The sequence below is a fragment of the Paenibacillus jepli genome, from assembly GCF_047238105.1.
GTDB lineage: Bacteria > Bacillota > Bacilli > Paenibacillales > Paenibacillaceae > Paenibacillus_D.
This window is the reverse complement of sequence record NZ_JBDFMD010000001.1, coordinates 5,030,782-5,047,854: the sequence shown is the minus strand read 5'-3', so window position 1 is coordinate 5,047,854 and position 17,073 is coordinate 5,030,782. Positions and strand designations below refer to the sequence as shown.

The 17,073-nt window shown below is 55.9% G+C and carries 11 protein-coding genes; 3 read left to right on the top strand and 8 right to left on the bottom strand.

Annotated features, from left to right (window positions below; genetic code table 11):
• Positions 1-29: 29 nt before the first annotated feature.
• The 8 genes from ABC336_RS21660 to ABC336_RS21625 form a co-directional block, all read right to left on the bottom strand.
• A complete protein-coding gene (locus tag ABC336_RS21660; RefSeq protein WP_413240607.1) occupies positions 30-1,190 on the bottom strand; it encodes a copper amine oxidase N-terminal domain-containing protein in 1,161 nt (386 codons plus the stop codon).
• A 92-nt stretch (positions 1,191-1,282) separates the two neighbouring features.
• Entirely contained in the window at positions 1,283-2,206 is a 924-nt protein-coding gene (locus tag ABC336_RS21655) for a nucleoside hydrolase (RefSeq protein WP_413240606.1), read from the bottom strand.
• Between the two features lie 19 nt (positions 2,207-2,225).
• Positions 2,226-3,134: a carbohydrate ABC transporter permease gene (locus ABC336_RS21650; protein WP_413240605.1), complete on the bottom strand. Its 909-nt coding sequence runs from the start codon at positions 3,132-3,134 to the stop codon at positions 2,226-2,228.
• 18 nt (positions 3,135-3,152) lie between these two features.
• Complete coding sequence (locus ABC336_RS21645; RefSeq protein WP_413240604.1) at positions 3,153-4,073, bottom strand: ABC transporter permease; 921 nt, start codon at positions 4,071-4,073, stop codon at positions 3,153-3,155.
• A gap of 78 nt (positions 4,074-4,151) precedes the next feature.
• Entirely contained in the window at positions 4,152-5,807 is a 1,656-nt protein-coding gene (locus ABC336_RS21640) for a type 2 periplasmic-binding domain-containing protein (protein WP_413240603.1), read from the bottom strand.
• A gap of 134 nt (positions 5,808-5,941) precedes the next feature.
• Positions 5,942-8,257, bottom strand: a complete 2,316-nt coding sequence (locus ABC336_RS21635; RefSeq protein ID WP_413240602.1) for a helix-turn-helix domain-containing protein — start codon at positions 8,255-8,257, stop codon at positions 5,942-5,944.
• 238 nt (positions 8,258-8,495) lie between these two features.
• The gene (locus ABC336_RS21630; RefSeq protein ID WP_413240601.1) at positions 8,496-10,370 is read right to left on the bottom strand and encodes a hypothetical protein; all 1,875 of its coding nucleotides are present in this window, start codon (positions 10,368-10,370) and stop codon (positions 8,496-8,498) included.
• A gap of 13 nt (positions 10,371-10,383) precedes the next feature.
• Positions 10,384-14,319, bottom strand: a complete 3,936-nt coding sequence (locus ABC336_RS21625) for a glycoside hydrolase family 9 protein (RefSeq protein WP_413240600.1) — start codon at positions 14,317-14,319, stop codon at positions 10,384-10,386.
• Between the two features lie 466 nt (positions 14,320-14,785).
• On the opposite strand from ABC336_RS21625, the gene ABC336_RS21620 reads away from it, so the two are divergent.
• From ABC336_RS21620 to ABC336_RS21610, 3 genes are all read left to right on the top strand, one after another.
• Positions 14,786-15,253 (top strand): stalk domain-containing protein, encoded by a 468-nt coding sequence (locus ABC336_RS21620; RefSeq protein WP_413240599.1) that lies wholly within the window; start codon positions 14,786-14,788, stop codon positions 15,251-15,253.
• 75 nt (positions 15,254-15,328) lie between these two features.
• Positions 15,329-16,036, top strand: a complete 708-nt coding sequence (locus ABC336_RS21615; RefSeq protein WP_413240598.1) for a response regulator transcription factor — start codon at positions 15,329-15,331, stop codon at positions 16,034-16,036.
• The gene (locus ABC336_RS21610; RefSeq protein ID WP_413240597.1) at positions 16,033-17,073 is read left to right on the top strand and encodes a sensor histidine kinase; all 1,041 of its coding nucleotides are present in this window, start codon (positions 16,033-16,035) and stop codon (positions 17,071-17,073) included. Before ABC336_RS21615 ends, ABC336_RS21610 begins: the two co-directional genes overlap by 4 nt.

Here is a 17,073-nt window from a genome sequence, read left to right as displayed (position 1 = left end):
GTTGCGATATCCTGCCTCTAACTAACCCATTACTTCCCTGCAAACTCATGGTCATGCCCGTTCAGATCGATGCGATAGTACCCCAACGTCTCTAGTCGCTCTTCCTTGCCCAGATCTCCATAGCGGTGCCAGCCGAGGGTCGTTAATCCGTTCGCTTCAATGGACCAGTCAAAGGGTTTGCCCATAATGTCATAGCCATAATAAAACCCCGGCATTCCCAGATAAACCGAAGTCCATTTCCCACCCGTCAACGTTGCCTTTTTTAAATTGCTTGTTTCATGGGCATCAAGTATGCCGCGTTCATATCTCGTCAAATAATAGACCTCATCTTGGTAGGTTTTGACGTCCTTGATCGGTGCTTTTTCAATCCCTACCCTGGAGATCGCTTCGCCATCTACTTGATATAACGTATATTCCTGCGTGGTGTCCCAAGCGTAATTCAGATAAAATGGGCTCGTCTCCGTTTGAAACCACAGGTCGCCGAGTTTCGTTTCATTCGGAACTTCAATATATTCTTTGTAAGCAAAAGTAGTGAAATCAGCATAGGAACTAGATGAAAGCTGCCTCATCAGTAATTGATCGTTTTCTTTAATGACAACCAGGTAACGGTCGCTATAGACGACTGATTTTCCTTGATAAAGCAAATCCAATACACGGGTCAGATTAAGGTTTTCAATCGATGTGGCGTCAGGATCTCTAAGAATAATCAAACTATACGTTTGAAAATCTTTCTTTGGGAGATAGACGACTTTCTTGCCCAATGCCTCGCCGATATCCCTTAATGGAAGATAGGTAACATTGCTGTATACGGTTGGCACCACATCCATGCCTCTGGACTGGCCATTGATCACCATCGTTTTGCTGCCCAGTGTCAGCGAAATGGTGTTGCCACTATGCATGATGGCGATGGTTTTTTGTTGCGCATTGAAATCCACCTTTGCACCAAAGCCTTCCGAGACGAAGCGAAGCGGCACCAACGTTCTGCCGTCTCTGACGATTGGCTGGACGGCGGATACCTGCTGCCCGCGAATGAAACTTATGGCGCTTTCGGGTGAGAGAATCATACTGCCCCTCAAGTCAGCTTCGTTTACATCTTCATAATCCTCATACAGCTTGTCCGCGTAAGCCGCATAACCAAACACGAGGTATAAGGTGACCGTGAATAGGGCAACGATCATGCTTGCTTTCATTCCGACATCTCTCCAGTACGTACCATTTTATCCGGTATAGGGATATTTCACATTATAGCATTTGCCTCCCGCCCGAATACACAAATTTTCCACTATCCCTCACGATGACCTGTAACAATCCGGTCAATCTCTTCCCTGTACACCTCATCCGGACGGACCTTGACAACGTAAGCATGCCGTCCGTCCGCACGGGAGCGGAAGGTGTTGATGCCGCTCTCCGCATCGACAGCAGCCGCGCCGGTCACCGTCTGGTACCCTGCAGCTGCTTCATCGCCGATGCAGGCCAGCAGGACGAGCATCGGGTCCCAGGAGCTGCGCCCGCCAGCGGAGCCGTGATCACGCAGCGCCCGGGCGACCATGTCGTCCGGATCCGTGATCGAGCCGCCGGTGAGGATGTCCGAAGCGGTCTCCCAGCCGAGGAAGGTAACTGGCGTCGGCCAGTCCCGGCAGACGAGGCTGCCAGCCCGGCGGGACCGGCGATTACGGGCAAAGTTGTTCTCGCTGCCGCCCTCGTCAGACTGCCAGTTGCCTGCCATCATCCACAGCTTGGTTACCCGCTCCGCCACCAGTTCCCGGCCGGTCAGCGGCGACAGTTCATCAGCCGGGCTATCCAGCAGCTCCGCCAGTACCTGAGGGTAGCCAATCTCGATGATCTCGAGCTTCATCTGTGCAGACGCCAGCATCCGGCGGTACAACCGTACAGCATCCTCGACATCGCTATTGGTCCGCTCGTGCGGATGCGCCAGCATCGCCTGCTGATAGGGCGGCGTGCCGCCGAAGTCGGTCGCTGCCCGGTCAAGCCCGAGCGGCATCCCGGGCCGGCCCTCCGCTGTCAGGAAGGCGTCAAGCGAGGCTACTGACGTCTCCATACAGGCATTGATGCCGATGCCCAGCACCTCGATCATCTGCTGACGCTCTGCCCATAACAGAACCCGCATGGCCACTACATCGTCACAGTCCGTCCACCAATCGGTACCCACCAGCACACGGCGAGGCTGTCTTCCAGTTGTCCTCATTAATTCCCCTTCACCGTCCTCATCCCTTCAGCGATCCAATCATGACGCCTTTGACAAAGTACTTCTGGATGAACGGGTAGACGCACAGGATCGGAACCGTGGCGACGACGATCAGTGCATACTTCAGGACAGCAGCCGCCTGAGCGTTGGCCATCTGCAGCTCGGGATCGATGAGCATGGTGACGTCTACCTGATTCATGATCAGAATCTCCCGGAGGATGATCTGAATAGGATACAGCGATCGGTCATTGAGAAACATCAAAGCGTTGAAATACGCATTCCAGTGTCCCACTGCCGAGAACAGGGCAATGACCGCGATCACCGCTTTGGAGAGCGGCAGGACGAAGGAGAAGAAGAACCGGGCGTCGCTGCACCCGTCCATATTCGCCGCCTCCAGCAGCTCGTCCGGAATCGTCGATTGGATGAATGTACGGGCAATAATCATGTTATACACCGAAAGGGCGCCAGGCAGCACCATCGCCCACATCGTGTTGAGCAGGCTCAGGTCCTTCATCAGGATATAGAAAGGGATCAGCCCGCCGCTGAAAAACATCGTAAACACAAACAGAAACATGAACAGGTTGCGTCCCCGCAATCCCTTCCGCGACAGCGCGTACGCACAGGTCATGACGACCGACACATTAATCGCCGTCCCCAGCACGGTATACAGCAGCGTGTTGCCATAGGCGAGCAAGATGTCGCTGTTCCGGAACACCGCCTGGTAGCCCTCGAGACTAAAATCCACCGGCCACAGCAGCACCTGGCCAGACGAGACTGCCGACCCTGAGGAGAAAGAGGCGGACAGGACGTAGATCAACGGATAGGCAACGGCCACCAGGACAAAGGCCAGCACGAAGCCGGAGATGATATAGTAGATTTTGTCGGAGGTGGGATGGGACGCAAATTTCTTCTGGGTGGTCTCACTCATAGCGCTTCTCCTCCGTTTCTACCAGAGACTCGTGTTGCTCAGTCGTCTGGCGGCAAAATTCACTGCAACCAGCAGCGTGAAGTTAATGATCGCGTTAAACAAGCCGATGGCCGTGGCGAACGAGAAGTCTCCGGTGCCAATCGTCAGGCCAACCTTATACACATACGTCGAGATGACCTCGCTTTGCGAAATGTTGAGATCATTCTGCATCAGGAATACCTTCTCGAAGCCCACCTCCATCAGATTGCCGACCGCCAGGATAAGCATGATCGTCGCTGTCGGGAGAATAGAAGGAAAATCGATGTGGCGCACCCGCTGCAGCCGCGAAGCCCCGTCGATCTGGGCCGCCTCATGCAGGTGCTCGTCAACCGACGACAGCGCGGCGATATAGATGATACTGCTCCAGCCGATGCCTTGCCAGATACCCGACCAGACATAGAGATGCTGGAAGGCATCCGGGTTGGCAAAGGCATCCGGCAGCAGCCGGTCCGTCAGGAACATAAAGATCGCGCCAAAGGCCCCCGTACGCGGGTTGAACAGCTGGATCAGCATGCCGACGATAACGACGGTCGAGATGAAGTGCGGCATATAGGATACCGATTGTACCCACTTCTTGAACCGAAGCCCGGGGAACGAATTAAGCAGCAGCGCGAACAGGATCGGCAACGGGAACCCGATTAACAGGCTGTAGAACGACAGCGAAATCGTATTCCAGATAATCGTGTTGAACTGGTAGGAATGGAAGAAGCGTTCGAAGTTCTCCAGTCCAATCCACGGGCTGCCCCAGATGCCGAGCGTGAAATCATAGGCTTTGAAAGCGATCTGGACGCCTGCCATCGGTACATAAGCAAATAGGATAATATAAATCGTCGCCGGCAGCAGGAACAAGTACAGCTGCCAGCGCGAGAAGATATCTCGCATCGCGTTTGAGGTTCGCATAGCCAGCGCTCCGTTCTAAGTTGGAATCGCGGCTTCGGAATGCTCGGGGAGCACACGGAAGCCGCGTGAGTGGGCAGATTATTGGTTCCGGTCAAATGCGGCCTGAGCGACCTTCAGATAATCCTCCAGCCCCATCTTCTCCAGCTCCGCCAGGTAGGCGTCCCATTGTGAGAGCGGTCGGTTGCCGGTGATGAATGCGACGGCGCTTTCATTGACATAGTTGTCGATGACCGTCTTCTGATTGGCAATCTGCCGCAATTCTTCCGGCGTGTAACTGAGCTTGGCGATGACTTCCTCCGGGAAAGCGGGCACATAGCCCTCCACATAGGCGGGCTGCCAGTTCGGCGGCGAGTTCGGGCCGATTTCATCCTTCTTGAGCCCCGACGCGGACTTGTTGACCTCCAGCGAGCGGTAAGCCGGATTGGCATCGTTCCAATGCTTGTTCTGCGGATTGTTCCAGATGGACGGGTTGAGATCTGCGATAGATGTCGCCAGCCCCTCCGACTCTTCGAATAGCCCCAGATATTGAGCCGTCACCTCGGCATCATCGGTCCAGTCCACACCCTTCTCGCCAAAGCGGCTGGAGATGGACATCTCGGGATCAAGCAGGAAGTCGCCAACCCGGAACGCCAGCTCCGGATCCTTGGCATCCTTGGTGATGAACCATAGCTGCGTCGGCAAGGTCGGCTTATACGGCGTGGCGGAGAGGCCATCCGGGCCCGCCACAGGTGGCAGCAGCGTCATGTTGTTCTCCAGCTCTGCCCCGAATACGCTGTAGCTGCCGGCCGGAACAACGCCTGCCATGCCGCCTGAGACGTTGACCAGTGCCTTCATCTGCGTCTCGTCCTGTGTGAAGGACAGCGGCGAGAACAGGCCCTCCGAGACCAGCTTGTTCATATACTCCAGGCCGGCTCGCCACTCGGGCTGCGTAAAGGATGGCATCACTTTGCCGTTGTCAACCTTGAGATACCCAGTGTCGGGGTCGGCGTAGATGAACGAATTCATCAGGAAGACGCGAGGATTCTGCGCCCAGCCACCGGTCGAGCCGACGATGCCGACCTCATCCTGTCTGCCGTTGCCGTTGGGATCCTGAGTAGTAAACGCCTTCAACACGTCGTAGAGCTCATCGGTTGTGGTCGGAATCTCCAGATTCAACTGCTCCAGCCAAGCCGAGTTGATCCAGGCCCGGTTCGCCCCCTCATTCCATTGGAACGGGTTGTAGCGCGGCAGAGAGTATACATTGCCATCCGGCAGTTTGGACATGTTGTAGACGTACTCCCGCTCCGGGATTTGGTGATAGTTGGCCGCAATCTGAGGATCATTCAGATACCCATCCAGCGGGACAAAGATGCCCTTGGCCGCATAGTCGTAGATTGTCGCTTCATTAAGATAAATATTGATGACATCGGGCAGGGTCTCGCCGGAGGAGACCATGAGTGCCAGCTTGGTCAATGCCTCATCGCCCTGGCTGGGCAGCTCGAGGAACTCCAGATTGACATCCATCGCTTCTTCAATAAGCTGTGTAAAATGGTTGGTATCATAGCTCTCGACGTTGGGATTGGCCTGCACGGCTACCCTGATCGTCGGGCGTTCGGCCGTCTGGCCTTGACCGTCCGCCGGCTCCGGCGCATTGTTACTGTTGGTGGAGCAGGCAGCCAGCAGCCCGGTGGACAGACTGAGGATCAGCAGCGAACGGATGGCCCGTGTGCCCGACTTGCGTACTTTCATGTTCATTGGTGTATTGCCTCCCTTTTTGTACTCGCTTACATTCCCCATTGTAGAGACCTCCGCCCGCCGTTTCCTACTGTCAGTCTTGCCCGGCCCTCTCACAGAGTAAGATCCCGCCCCTTCACTTCTATCCCGCCCTGTCATGGCGTGCGCTGCTTGCGGTTCTCGCGCCAGACGGTAGGCGAGACGACATGCTTTTTGGCAAAGGCCCGGTAAAAGGTGTTCTCGCTGCCGAAGCCGCAACGCTTCAGAATCCGGCTATTGGGTTCGTCGGTTTCCAGTAGCAGCCGCTCAGCATGTCCAATTCGGATCGCTTCGATATATTTGCCCAGACTCTTGCCCGTCTGCTCTTTGACGAAGGAGAAGACATACTTCTCCGAGATCATCAGCACCGTGGCGATGCTGGCCGCAGACAGTGCCGGATCATCATAATGCGCCTCGATATAATGAAGGATATCCCGTTTGAGCTTCTCATTGTTGCTCTTCTTGGTGTCGGCCACCGCCTCGCACAAGCCAAGCGCAGCCAGACGCAGCTGTGACGCGAGCTGATGCAGATCGCCCCGCTCCTCGTACACCGGGATCATAATATCCGGTACCCCTTCACCGCTTGGCTTGCCTGAGAGCAAAACGTGTCTCGCGTTGCTGACGGTCTGCCGGAGCGAATAGAAGATCTGCAGCTGCTCTGCCCCACCCGGCGGATAAGTGGACAGCTTGGCTTGGGCATCATCGAGCAGTTGAGACACGACCGTCCGTTCACCGGCGATCAAGGCATCATAAAGCTTCAGCAGGATGGCAATGTCAAAGTCTGCATGCTCCTCGCGCTCGGCTGCCGATACCGGCACATAGACGCCGCTCGACACGCCATCATCCTGGCTGCTGAGCGCGTGCAGCGCTTCCTGATACGCCGACTTGGCCTGCTGCATCTCCGTCTTCATCCGGCTGACCCCGATCTGGATGCGGACCGCCTGCTCCAGTCCGGCGCTTGCCTGGCGGATCACTTCCGCACTCTGCTGCTTGATCTCCGATAGATGCGCAGGATCCGTGTCCGTCAGGAACAGCACCGCCACCATTTCTTTGGCATGCCAATCCAGCGTCGCAGCATCCTCGCCGTAGACCTCGTGTATCGCCTGCTTCAGACGCAAACCGAGGCTATGCTGCGCGGTCCGGTCCTCGGGCTGTTCTTCGCCCGGCGAGTAACGGATTTTGATTACGGCAAATGCATCAAACCGGCTGCCGAAATAACTTTCTACCTCCTGTTTCTCCCGTTCCGTATAAATCCCGAGCATCAGCAGCTGCTTGAGCACGGAGTGCTGAATCGAGCGGTTCAGCTCGTCGATCCGGCTGCGCTGCTCTTCGTGAATCGTCGACATCTTGGTAAAGGCATTGTCGATGAAGGCATACTCATTGCTGGGCTTGAACATCGTATTGGCCGAACGCGATGCCGCTTCCAGCAGGCGGGTCAATCCCAGCGTCTCTTTCATCGAGAAGAGCACAAGGAGCAGCAGGATCACCCCGCTTCCCGCGATAATATAGAAGAGCACCAGCTCAAGCAAGGCATTGACATGCTGCTCGAAGACGCGTACAGGGATGCCCACCACGGCATGCATCCCCAGCAGATCACTGGTCTGCGTCAGCGCGATGTAATGTCCGGAGGCGGTTGCCAGCTCCTGCAGCCCAGTTGCCTTTACAGGTGTCCCGTTCTCTTCATAATTGTGGGAGAGCAGCAGATTGTCGTCATTGTCGGCAACGTAGGCGATATGGTTGCCTATCTGATCTTCTGACAGCAGTCGGGAGAGCAGCTCCCGCTGATCGAAGTCAATAACGAGCACGCTCTTCTGGTCGAATGCATTATAGTAGGACATATTTAATAAAGCGGTTACACTTTGAAAGTCGCTGCGGCTATAGTAGGAGGAATACGTCTCCCTGGCGGGCAGGAAGCGGATACTGGCGTTGTCCTCGAACAGCAGCCCGTGCCAGGCCTCCACAGATAAGTCTTTATAATTGTAGAAAGTCCCATACACGCCGTTATAATCATCGGAAGAGATATAATTCGAAATGAAGACCGGATTGTCCCGGAACATCAGATAGACATTGGAGAACATATCCTGCGTCAGTGACAAGCTCTTCAGCTTGATCTGCAGTTCATGGAAGTCCACGTAATAGTCACTCGTTGGCGGTCCCTGAAGGAAAAACAGCCGCTTGAATTCGTCTTCCTGCCGGAGCAGCCTGGCAATCTCCTGCGCCCGCATCACCTGTTGTTCGAGTGCCAGCATGCCTCCCTGCAGCTTCTCGGCACTCTGGTCGATCGTCAGCTGCTTGGCCAGTGCATAGGATTTGTAATAGAGCGGCATCACCATCGCGATCAGGATAGCCAGGACCAGGAAGTATTTCAAGAAACGTTTGGCAAAGATGAGCCCGGCCTGCCGGCGGGGCACCAAGCGGCTTGTGTCTGTCATGCGCCTTCCCCCTCTTTTTGTGCGAGTTCAATCTCTGTAGCGGACAACGTCCAATAAGCTTCGTCTTCATCAGCCCGAAGCGTCTGCCCTGCGCAGTGTACGTTACTCTCCCCCGCCCCGCACAATCGTTTACACGTAATGATAGTCCAAATCGTTTCTGACGGGAAGCGTCATTTTCTGCCGCTCCTGTCACGGAGTAAGAATCCCGCGGTTTAGCTGCATTTGAGAGCTCTCCAGATCATCCTTCCGCTGCATCCGACGTTCGCCACAGCCTTAGTTTCAGTCTAATGGTCGGGCCGACTGCGCGGATGCTGGCAAGGCGGTATTCGCCATTCCGGTTGCCGCAGCGTTCCTCCTCGATCTCGAGGCTGCCTTCCGTCGAAAGGCTGTAACGGGCATTACCCAACATGACAGTCACCTGTACCGCATCTCCGCTACGCTCTATCGTTAGGGTGCTTTCCTCTGCACCATTGCTGCAGAAGAGCGGCACCCTGTAGTGAATCATTCCTGTCGACAGCAGCGCTCCTGCCGAGCCTCCATCTACACATCCTCCTGCTGCCTCCTGAACGGCCTGGATATCGAGCCCCTCTCGCGTCAGAATATACGTCTCCCGCAGCGCCAGCCCATCCGGCACCTCACCTCCGGAGTAGACCATGCTGAAAGATACGCGATCCGCCTCCTCCACATGCACCGTGCATTGATGCTGCAGATCTGCACCCTGCTCCGCCAGATAGGCGACGGCTCCATCCGGACGCTCCCAGCCTGGACCGATCGCTGCTGCCCGGGCTGCTGCACCGCCTGGCAGCAAGTACTCGGGATGGCTGCAGAGCGGCGAAGACAATCCTACCTCGGCGGCTACCCCGCTCCGGTGGTAGCGCCCCAGTCCCGTCGCATCATACCGTCCGTCCGCAGCGGTATCGAGCTGGATCGATTGGCCGCCGGCCGAGGCCACAATCTGGTGAAACGCTGGCGACGTGGCCAGCAAGTAACCGCCGATTTCCGCAGGGCAGGGCTGCTCGGGAATCGCATCATCGGCAAACAAATAAGCCATGTAGGCAAAACTGCCTAGCGTAACCATGTACTTGTCATAATAGGCATATGGCTCAGCCCCGTAGCCCGTTCCAACCCCGTAGCCGTTTTTGACATGACGAGGCGGCGCCATGTCCAAGACCCAGCGGCGCACAGCTCGCACCGACAGCCGTGCACTCCGTTTGAATGCACCCGCCAGCTTGGCACGGCCCGCACGGTGGTGACGGGCCGCCTCATACTCCGCGCAGGCAGCGGCCAGCGCTTCGTTGAATTGGAACTGGCTGCTGCGCCCGCCGAAGGGGATGTGCCCGGCCGCTGATTGCAGGAACAGCGTCATCATGCCCCCGGCCTCCAGTTGGCGGTCCAACTCCTCGACATACTGCCCCTGATGCCCATAAGCCAGAATCAGTTGAATATGACAGCGGGACGCCAGATCGTACAGCAGCGGACAGCCGGGATCACGGTACATTCCGTTTTCGTCGAATTTCTCCAGCTGCAGCGGCCAATGGGCATCCAGATAAGGGGCCGCATCCGTCATCCCCTCCGTCTCGCGCATATACTCGCCGGCCATATTGTACAGATTGATATTATGCAGCCGACCGGGGTCAGAGACGGAAGAGCGCGTATGGACATAGTTGACCTCGGGATCGATGGTTGAGAGCAGAGCAGCCCAATCTCGCCGCTGCCCGGCCGTGACATAAGACTTCATCGCCTTGTAGGCCAGCAGCAGCTCCTTGGTGGCGAAGTCGGCCATCTGGTCTCCTGTCATCCGGGGCAGTTGGCGGCAGGCTGCCCCCATCATGTGCTCCCACAATGGCTTCAGCTTCACCTGCCGGCCCGCGCTAATGAGCCCGCCCAGTACGCACACAATACGGGAGTAAGCCTGCATATCCTTAGGCTTCCCTTCACTGTCTCTGCCCCAGCTCGAGTCCGCGCGGTCTAAACCGTACCCCGAGAGTGAGGCCTCCATTAATTGAAGGTAGGCCTCTTTAGTCTCACTCGTTGCCACAAAATTAGTCGGCACTTCCATCTGGTCCATATAAGTGTATAGCTTTGAAACAGCTTTACTTGCCATCGTCCTCATCTTCATATCTCCCTTATTCACTCCCCGCCCCTGAAGTAAACTGGAACGTGCTGCTTGTAGTGGAACCGTTAGCATTACGGGCGGTTACCCGCCAGTAATACAGCTTGCTCGGCTCCAGCTCTGCCGCTTCATAGACGGTACCTGTGACCGTCGCGCGCACTATCGGGGCGGTGAAGCCAGGATCATCTGCAATCTCCACCGTATAGGTCTCCGCCCCACTTGGCGCGAACGTCCGGCCGGCAATATTCTGGGTCCAGTCCAGCGTGGCAGACGTCCCTGCCAGCACAGCATTATGGACAGGCGCTGCCAAGGTAAATGCAGCCGGCGCAGCGCCCGTAATATCCAGATGCGCCACATTCACATTGTTGTTCGCAGCGCTGCTGGTGTTGAGGATTTCTACCGTATGCAGCCCCGGTGTCGCGATACTCAAGCTGCCTTCATAGCTCTGCCATGCGCCCGTCAGCGTCCATTCCGTATCCGGCACGGTCTGTCCCTCCACACGCAGCCGCAGCGAAACGGCGGGACCATCCCCGTAAGCGCGCAAGGCAAATGAATAGTCGCCCGCTTCCGGGAAATGAACCGACCAGCGCATCGGCTGCGCGCTTTGCCAGAGCTTGCCCCACCCCAGCGGCGTCTGCTGGGAGCTGCCCGGCCAATCAGATGCTGTCTTGCGCTCATTGGCGCCCAAGGCGAATTGCCCCGGGAAGCGGGTCGGCGCCAGCACCTTCTCCGGTGTAGTCACGGATATCGTATGACTGAGCGCCGATTCCTGGCCTCCTGCGCCAAGCGCAGTAAGATGGAACACATAGCTGGTCTGCTGCTGCAAACTGTTCACTTCATAGCTGACTGCCCCCGCACCTGTCATACCGACAAGCACGCCGTCCTGGTACACATGGTACCCCGTCAGCGCACGATCATCCAGCGGCGGTGTCCATTCCAGCAGCACCGTAGCATCTGTGACCGATACAACCTGCAGATTGACTGGCGCCCCCGGCATTCCGGACGGTGAGGAGACGGATGTCACCGCCGGCCCTGTCTGCACCGCTGTTTGCACAACAGCCGTTCGCGTATCCGTCGTCCGGACATAGAACTGGTGCGGTCCACGAACATGATTTTTAGAGAGGATATAGCGCTTGCCATTGGTCACATCATGATCCGTGACGTCCGCCTCTACCATCGACTGCACCACACCGTTAACAATCAGCTGTACGTCATGAGGCAGATCATTGTCCGCATCGGTATAGACAACGGAATAATGAAAGGTCGTGTCCTCATCTCCAGTTAACGCATGAACATCGGCATCGGACAATACCGGCGCGCTGCCAGACGTCTCGTTGCCGGCGTAGATGTTGTCGATCAGCATGTCACCCGCCTGCGTACCTCCGCGCAGCCAGAGCGTCAGCTCGATGGCACTTTTGTTCAGATTCGCCATCTGATCCAGATCGAACTGTAGTGTCGTCCACTCATTCGGGACGGTCTGCAAACCGCCGTTCACATCCCTGGCGTTAATTTGGGCCTTGAACTGTAGGCCCGGATGGCGGCCAGAGTTTTTCAAGGTGACATAGAGGTACTGGTAACCGGACAGGTCGGCCTTGTAATGCCAAGGCTGAAATTTGGCCTGCGCCTGCGGCGAAGATGGCTCATGTGTGAAGATACCTACCGAAACTCCGTCTTCCGTTCCCCGGACATAGGTACCGTCTGTCGTGTTGGCCGGCTGGGCGCCTTGGGTCCACCAGTTCATCCACGCCAGATTCTGACTGCCCCAAATTCCGCCTCCTTCAAAATTATCGAATAACAGCGGAGCCTCGGGACTCGGAAGCGGCGGAGCCACGGTGTAATGGGCATTGGCCGAAACCATGCTACCATTAACATCCGTCCCTTTCGCCTTCAACCGCCCGTTCGCATAAGGTCGGGAAGCGCTTGTGTTCACCGCCCCCGTCCAGACCTCGCCCGTCTGAATCATCGCCGTGTTACCCAGTTGCACGCTTGACACACCTGGAGACGCAGCTGCAACCACCTGCACCTCTCCGGTGACCAGATCACCGATTTGCGGACTTAGTATGGTTAAGCCACCCTCGTTCCCCGCAGGCACCGAAGGCTCATCCAGTGCGCCGAGCGCCATAATGGAATAGAAAAGTCCTGCCTGGATACTAATACTGAACTCGTTGTAGCGCCATTGATGAACGTCATCTTCAAGGATCGTCCGATCCTGGTACCACGGACCCGATACGCTATTCGGCATGGTCGGATCTTTCACATTCGGTCCACTGACCATGGCGCCGGGGATGACAATGCCTTCATTATTGGGATTACGGATCTCTGTATCGTACCGGGTGTGCAGATAGCGGACATGGTGCTCCCCTACCCCGGACACCCAGCTGGTACTCCAGGGATTGTTGCCAAATACCCAGTACAGCCCTTTCTTGGCTGCGCTGAGTACCTCCGGGTCGCCGAACAGCTCGTAATAGCGGACCAGATCGCCCACATACGAGACATGGGGCTCGTTAACACCGAAATTGCTGAATTCATTCAGCACACCATAGGGTGTATCCTGTGCCACCGACATGAAATAATCGACGCGGGACTTGAGCAGTTCCTGAATGCGAGCTTGCGTGACTGCATCTGCAACGGGGTACAGCTCAACCATGGCCATCGGGCGCATACTCCAATAATTGGTGGAACTTACGTCCCCCTCCTCCAGCAGCGCCACTCGCTGCACCGCTCGATCATAGTAGGGCGGATCTCCGGTCAGCAGGTAGAGTTCGACTTCTGCCCACAGCATCGCGTTGGTGATATCCAGGTTCGTATGGTAACTGCCTTGCGACTTTTCCCGGTTGATATAGGCATATTCGTAGGTTTTAACAGCTCCCGCTGCAGCTCTTGCCGCAAAAGCCTCTGCATCCGCATCATTTATCCCGTACTCGTCCAGCCAAGCCTCATACGCGCGTGCCGCCGAAGCCATCACGCCCGCAGCTTTGAATGAGCCGCCAATGCCGAGCCGCCCAACGGTACGGTCATCCGGGTAACCCACAGGAGACAGCGGATGATTATCCGTGAGCAGCTCCGGATGCCTGAAACCGCCTTTCTCCGGAATATCGAACACGGCGCCATCGAACTGGTCCGTGAACTTCAGCACATACTCCGTCGCCACGCGCACCTCATCCAAAATATCCGGGACGCCGTTGTTGTCATAGTCAAACTGCACGGTGTCCGACTCGGCAAACCTCAGATAGGCCAGTGCCAGCTGGCCGCCCACCCATTGGTTGCCGGCGTATTTGCCATAGTCCCCCGCATCGTAATGCCCGCCTGTCAAATCGTAATGCAAGCCGGGTGCTGGCCGGGTGCCATCCAATAGGGTAATATCATAGGTGGCAAATACATCGTTCTTGTCCCAGGCATCATCCAGATGCCCCGCCTGATGGTACGCCTTCGGCGACAACGGGGTGTCGGTGTAGCCGGCCGGCAGCGCATCGATGGTGTCGACACTGGCCCGCAAGCTGCGGTAGAAGGCCGTCATCTCGTCCCGGTAGCGCAGCCAGATGTTGTCCTCAATGCGAAACAGCGGCGACTGTTCTCCTCCAGCGTACAGCCGTAAAGCCGTTCCGCTCTGTTGGAGACTCGTAAAATCAGCCGTGTAGACATGTTCGCCCCAGACAAGCCCTTCATATTGCAAGGTTCCGTTGAAGATCGCATTGCCGCCATCCGGCGCAATGGTAAAAGCCAGGTCCGGTAGCAGCCGCGCGGACGCGACAGAGCCCAGCTTCATATCCTCCTTGCTGTACCCTGCCTGGGACACCGCGACTTGAACGGCTGCGTCGCTGGTCGTGCTGGCTGCGTCGGCAGCCCTCTGGGGGCTTCCACCAGGAATCCAGACTGAAGACAAAACGAGGACAAGGGCTACCCATGACACCATAAGCTTGCGGTAGCGAGTATGCAATACGTTCAACAATAGATTCAACCTCCGCTTCGTTAGTTATCATCCTTCAGCGAGCCAATTCCGATCCTTAACCTGCCTCCCACCCTTCTTCTTTTTTTGAGTTGCACATTTTGTTACCGCTTACACATCACATGTTTATTGTAGAATTCGCCTCGTTTCGGATAAACCGTTACTTCCCCTCACCCCTGTCAGAGAGTAAGAATCGGGCTTCTTTCATTTTAGGAAGAGGCTGTCATTACGTAAGAATGCCCCCCAGGCCGGCAGCCACGGAAACGAGTCAAGTTTTCTTTTATTACCGTTCCTCCCAGCTCGCGCTTGAGGCAGCGTGGACTCGCAAGACGTCAATGTCGGGCGATAATCGCCCGGGCCGAGAGGCTCTAACGGGTCTTAATACAATCGTAATCTTTCACTTAGACAATCGTAAGCTCTCCCCCGTATCCTATGCCATGTAACTACAAAATGATGGAGTGTGATACGTATGAGAAGAAGCAGACAAAGCAGGACCTTGATCGTGATGATGGTGTTGGCGCTGTCGCTGGTATGGTCGGGGCTGGTGAATGCCGCGCCGATGACGATGAAAAAGGACGGCATGGAGCTTGTTCACCTGAGACAGGCTGCTGACATGTATGGCTACAGCATTGAGTGGAACAGTACAGAGAAATCGGTCACGCTGATGTACATGGGAACCATGATGAAGGATAACATGATGATGGATGACGATATGATGATGGCAGATGACATGATGATGCAGGATGACATGATGATGGACAGCGGTATGAAGCCGATGGCAGAAATGATAAAATTAACGATTGGCTCGAAAATGATAACGGTAGACGGCAAGACCTACAATCTGGATCTCGCGCCGGCTATCTATGACGGCAGTACTTATGTAACAGAAATGCTGATCATGCAATATTTGAAGCCCGCTCCGGCCATGATGAAGTAATGACATTGAAGCAAAATTATCCACTTATGGTATGATGAAGTCAACGAGAACTTTCGGAACTTGAGGTGGATCAGCATGAATGAATGCGTACTGGTGGCGGATGACGACAGCAACATTACCGATGTGTGTCGCCGATATCTGGAACGGGAAGGCTATCAAGTCCTCACTGCCAGGGACGGGCTCGAAGCATTGGAGCTATGGCGCCATCAGACGCCTCATCTGATCGTGCTTGATCTGATGATGCCTCACAAGGATGGTTGGGAAGTGTGCAACGAGATTCGGCAAACCGCCGATGTCCCGATCATCATGTTAACCGCCCGCGGTGAGGAGCAGGATCGTCTGATGGGCCTTACGATCGGGGCGGATGATTACATGACCAAGCCCTTCAGCCCAAGGGAGCTCGTGCTGCGGGTGCGGGCCATCCTCCGCCGGATGCGATACGTGCAGGCCCCGTCCGACACAGCTGCTGAGAACACGATCCAATACGAAGGACTTGCTATTGACGTTGCCAAGCGCAAAGTGGAGATTGGCGGACAGTCGATTGACTTGACCGTGACCGAGTTTGATATGTTGCATCTGCTGGCGAGCCACCCCGGCCAGGTGTTTTCCCGAACCCAGATTTTGAGCAAGGTGTGGGATTTTAGCTACGAAGGCGATACAACGACGGTGACGGTCCATATCCGGAGATTGAGGGAGAAGATCGAGCCGAGCCCTTCGGAGCCGCGATTCATCAAGACCGTCTGGGGGATCGGCTATAAATTTTCGGGTGAGGGCAACTCATGAAACTGCGAACGTACTTATTGTTGTCCAACCTGACCGGGATTAGCGTCTTGTTAATTTGTTTATTTGTCAGCTACTCCAGGATGCTGCTTTCTATTGAACAGTTCTATTGGTTATCTGGCGTCACGGCTGCGGTTGGCTTGCTTTCGTTTATCCTGCAGCATTTGCTGACCCGACCGTTAGAGAAATCAATGGCCCGGATTACACAGCAGACCGTGCGCATAGCCGAAGGGGATTTCGACACGGAGGTCCCCTTCGTCGGCCCGCAGGAATTCAAGCTGCTGGCCCAGCAATTCAATGTCATGAGCGGCAAACTGAAGGAAAGCTTCGACAATCTGCATCATTCCGAGTCCGCCCGGCGGGAATTAATCGCCAACGTCTCCCATGATCTCCGCACGCCGCTCGCCTCCATCCAATCGTTTGTCGAAGCGTTGGAGGACGATGTCATCAAGGATCCAGCAACGTTCCAGCGTTATCTGAACACCATCCGGCTGGAGACGAAGCGTCTGGGCGGATTGATCCAGGACTTATTCGAATTATCGAGTCTGGAGGCTAAGGGCGAAGCGTTCGAGCCGCAGCCTTGGCATGCCGATGAGCTGCTGATCAGCACCCTGGAGAGCTTCTCGTTTCACCTCGCCGAGAAACAGCTGAACGTCGAGATCGAGCTGCCGGATAAACTGCCTGCTGCCGTCATGATGCCGGGTCAGATCAAGCGGGTACTGTCCAATCTATTGCAAAATGCGATCCAGCACTCCCCTGTGGAAGGGAAGATTGTCTTATCCGCTGCCGAGGAAGGTCGCTTTCTCCGCATTTCAGTGACGGATGAAGGTCAAGGGATTGACTCGGCCGAAACGTCACGGATCTTCGAACGGTTTTATCGGACCGATAAAGCCCGCAGCAAAAACAATGGCGGGGCCGGCCTCGGTCTGGCCATTGCACAATCCATTGTCCAGCTCCACGGCGGCGAGATTGGCGTGGATAGCGCCAAGGGAGCCGGCAGCTGCTTCTGGTTCACCCTGCCGATCTACGGCAGTCGCTAA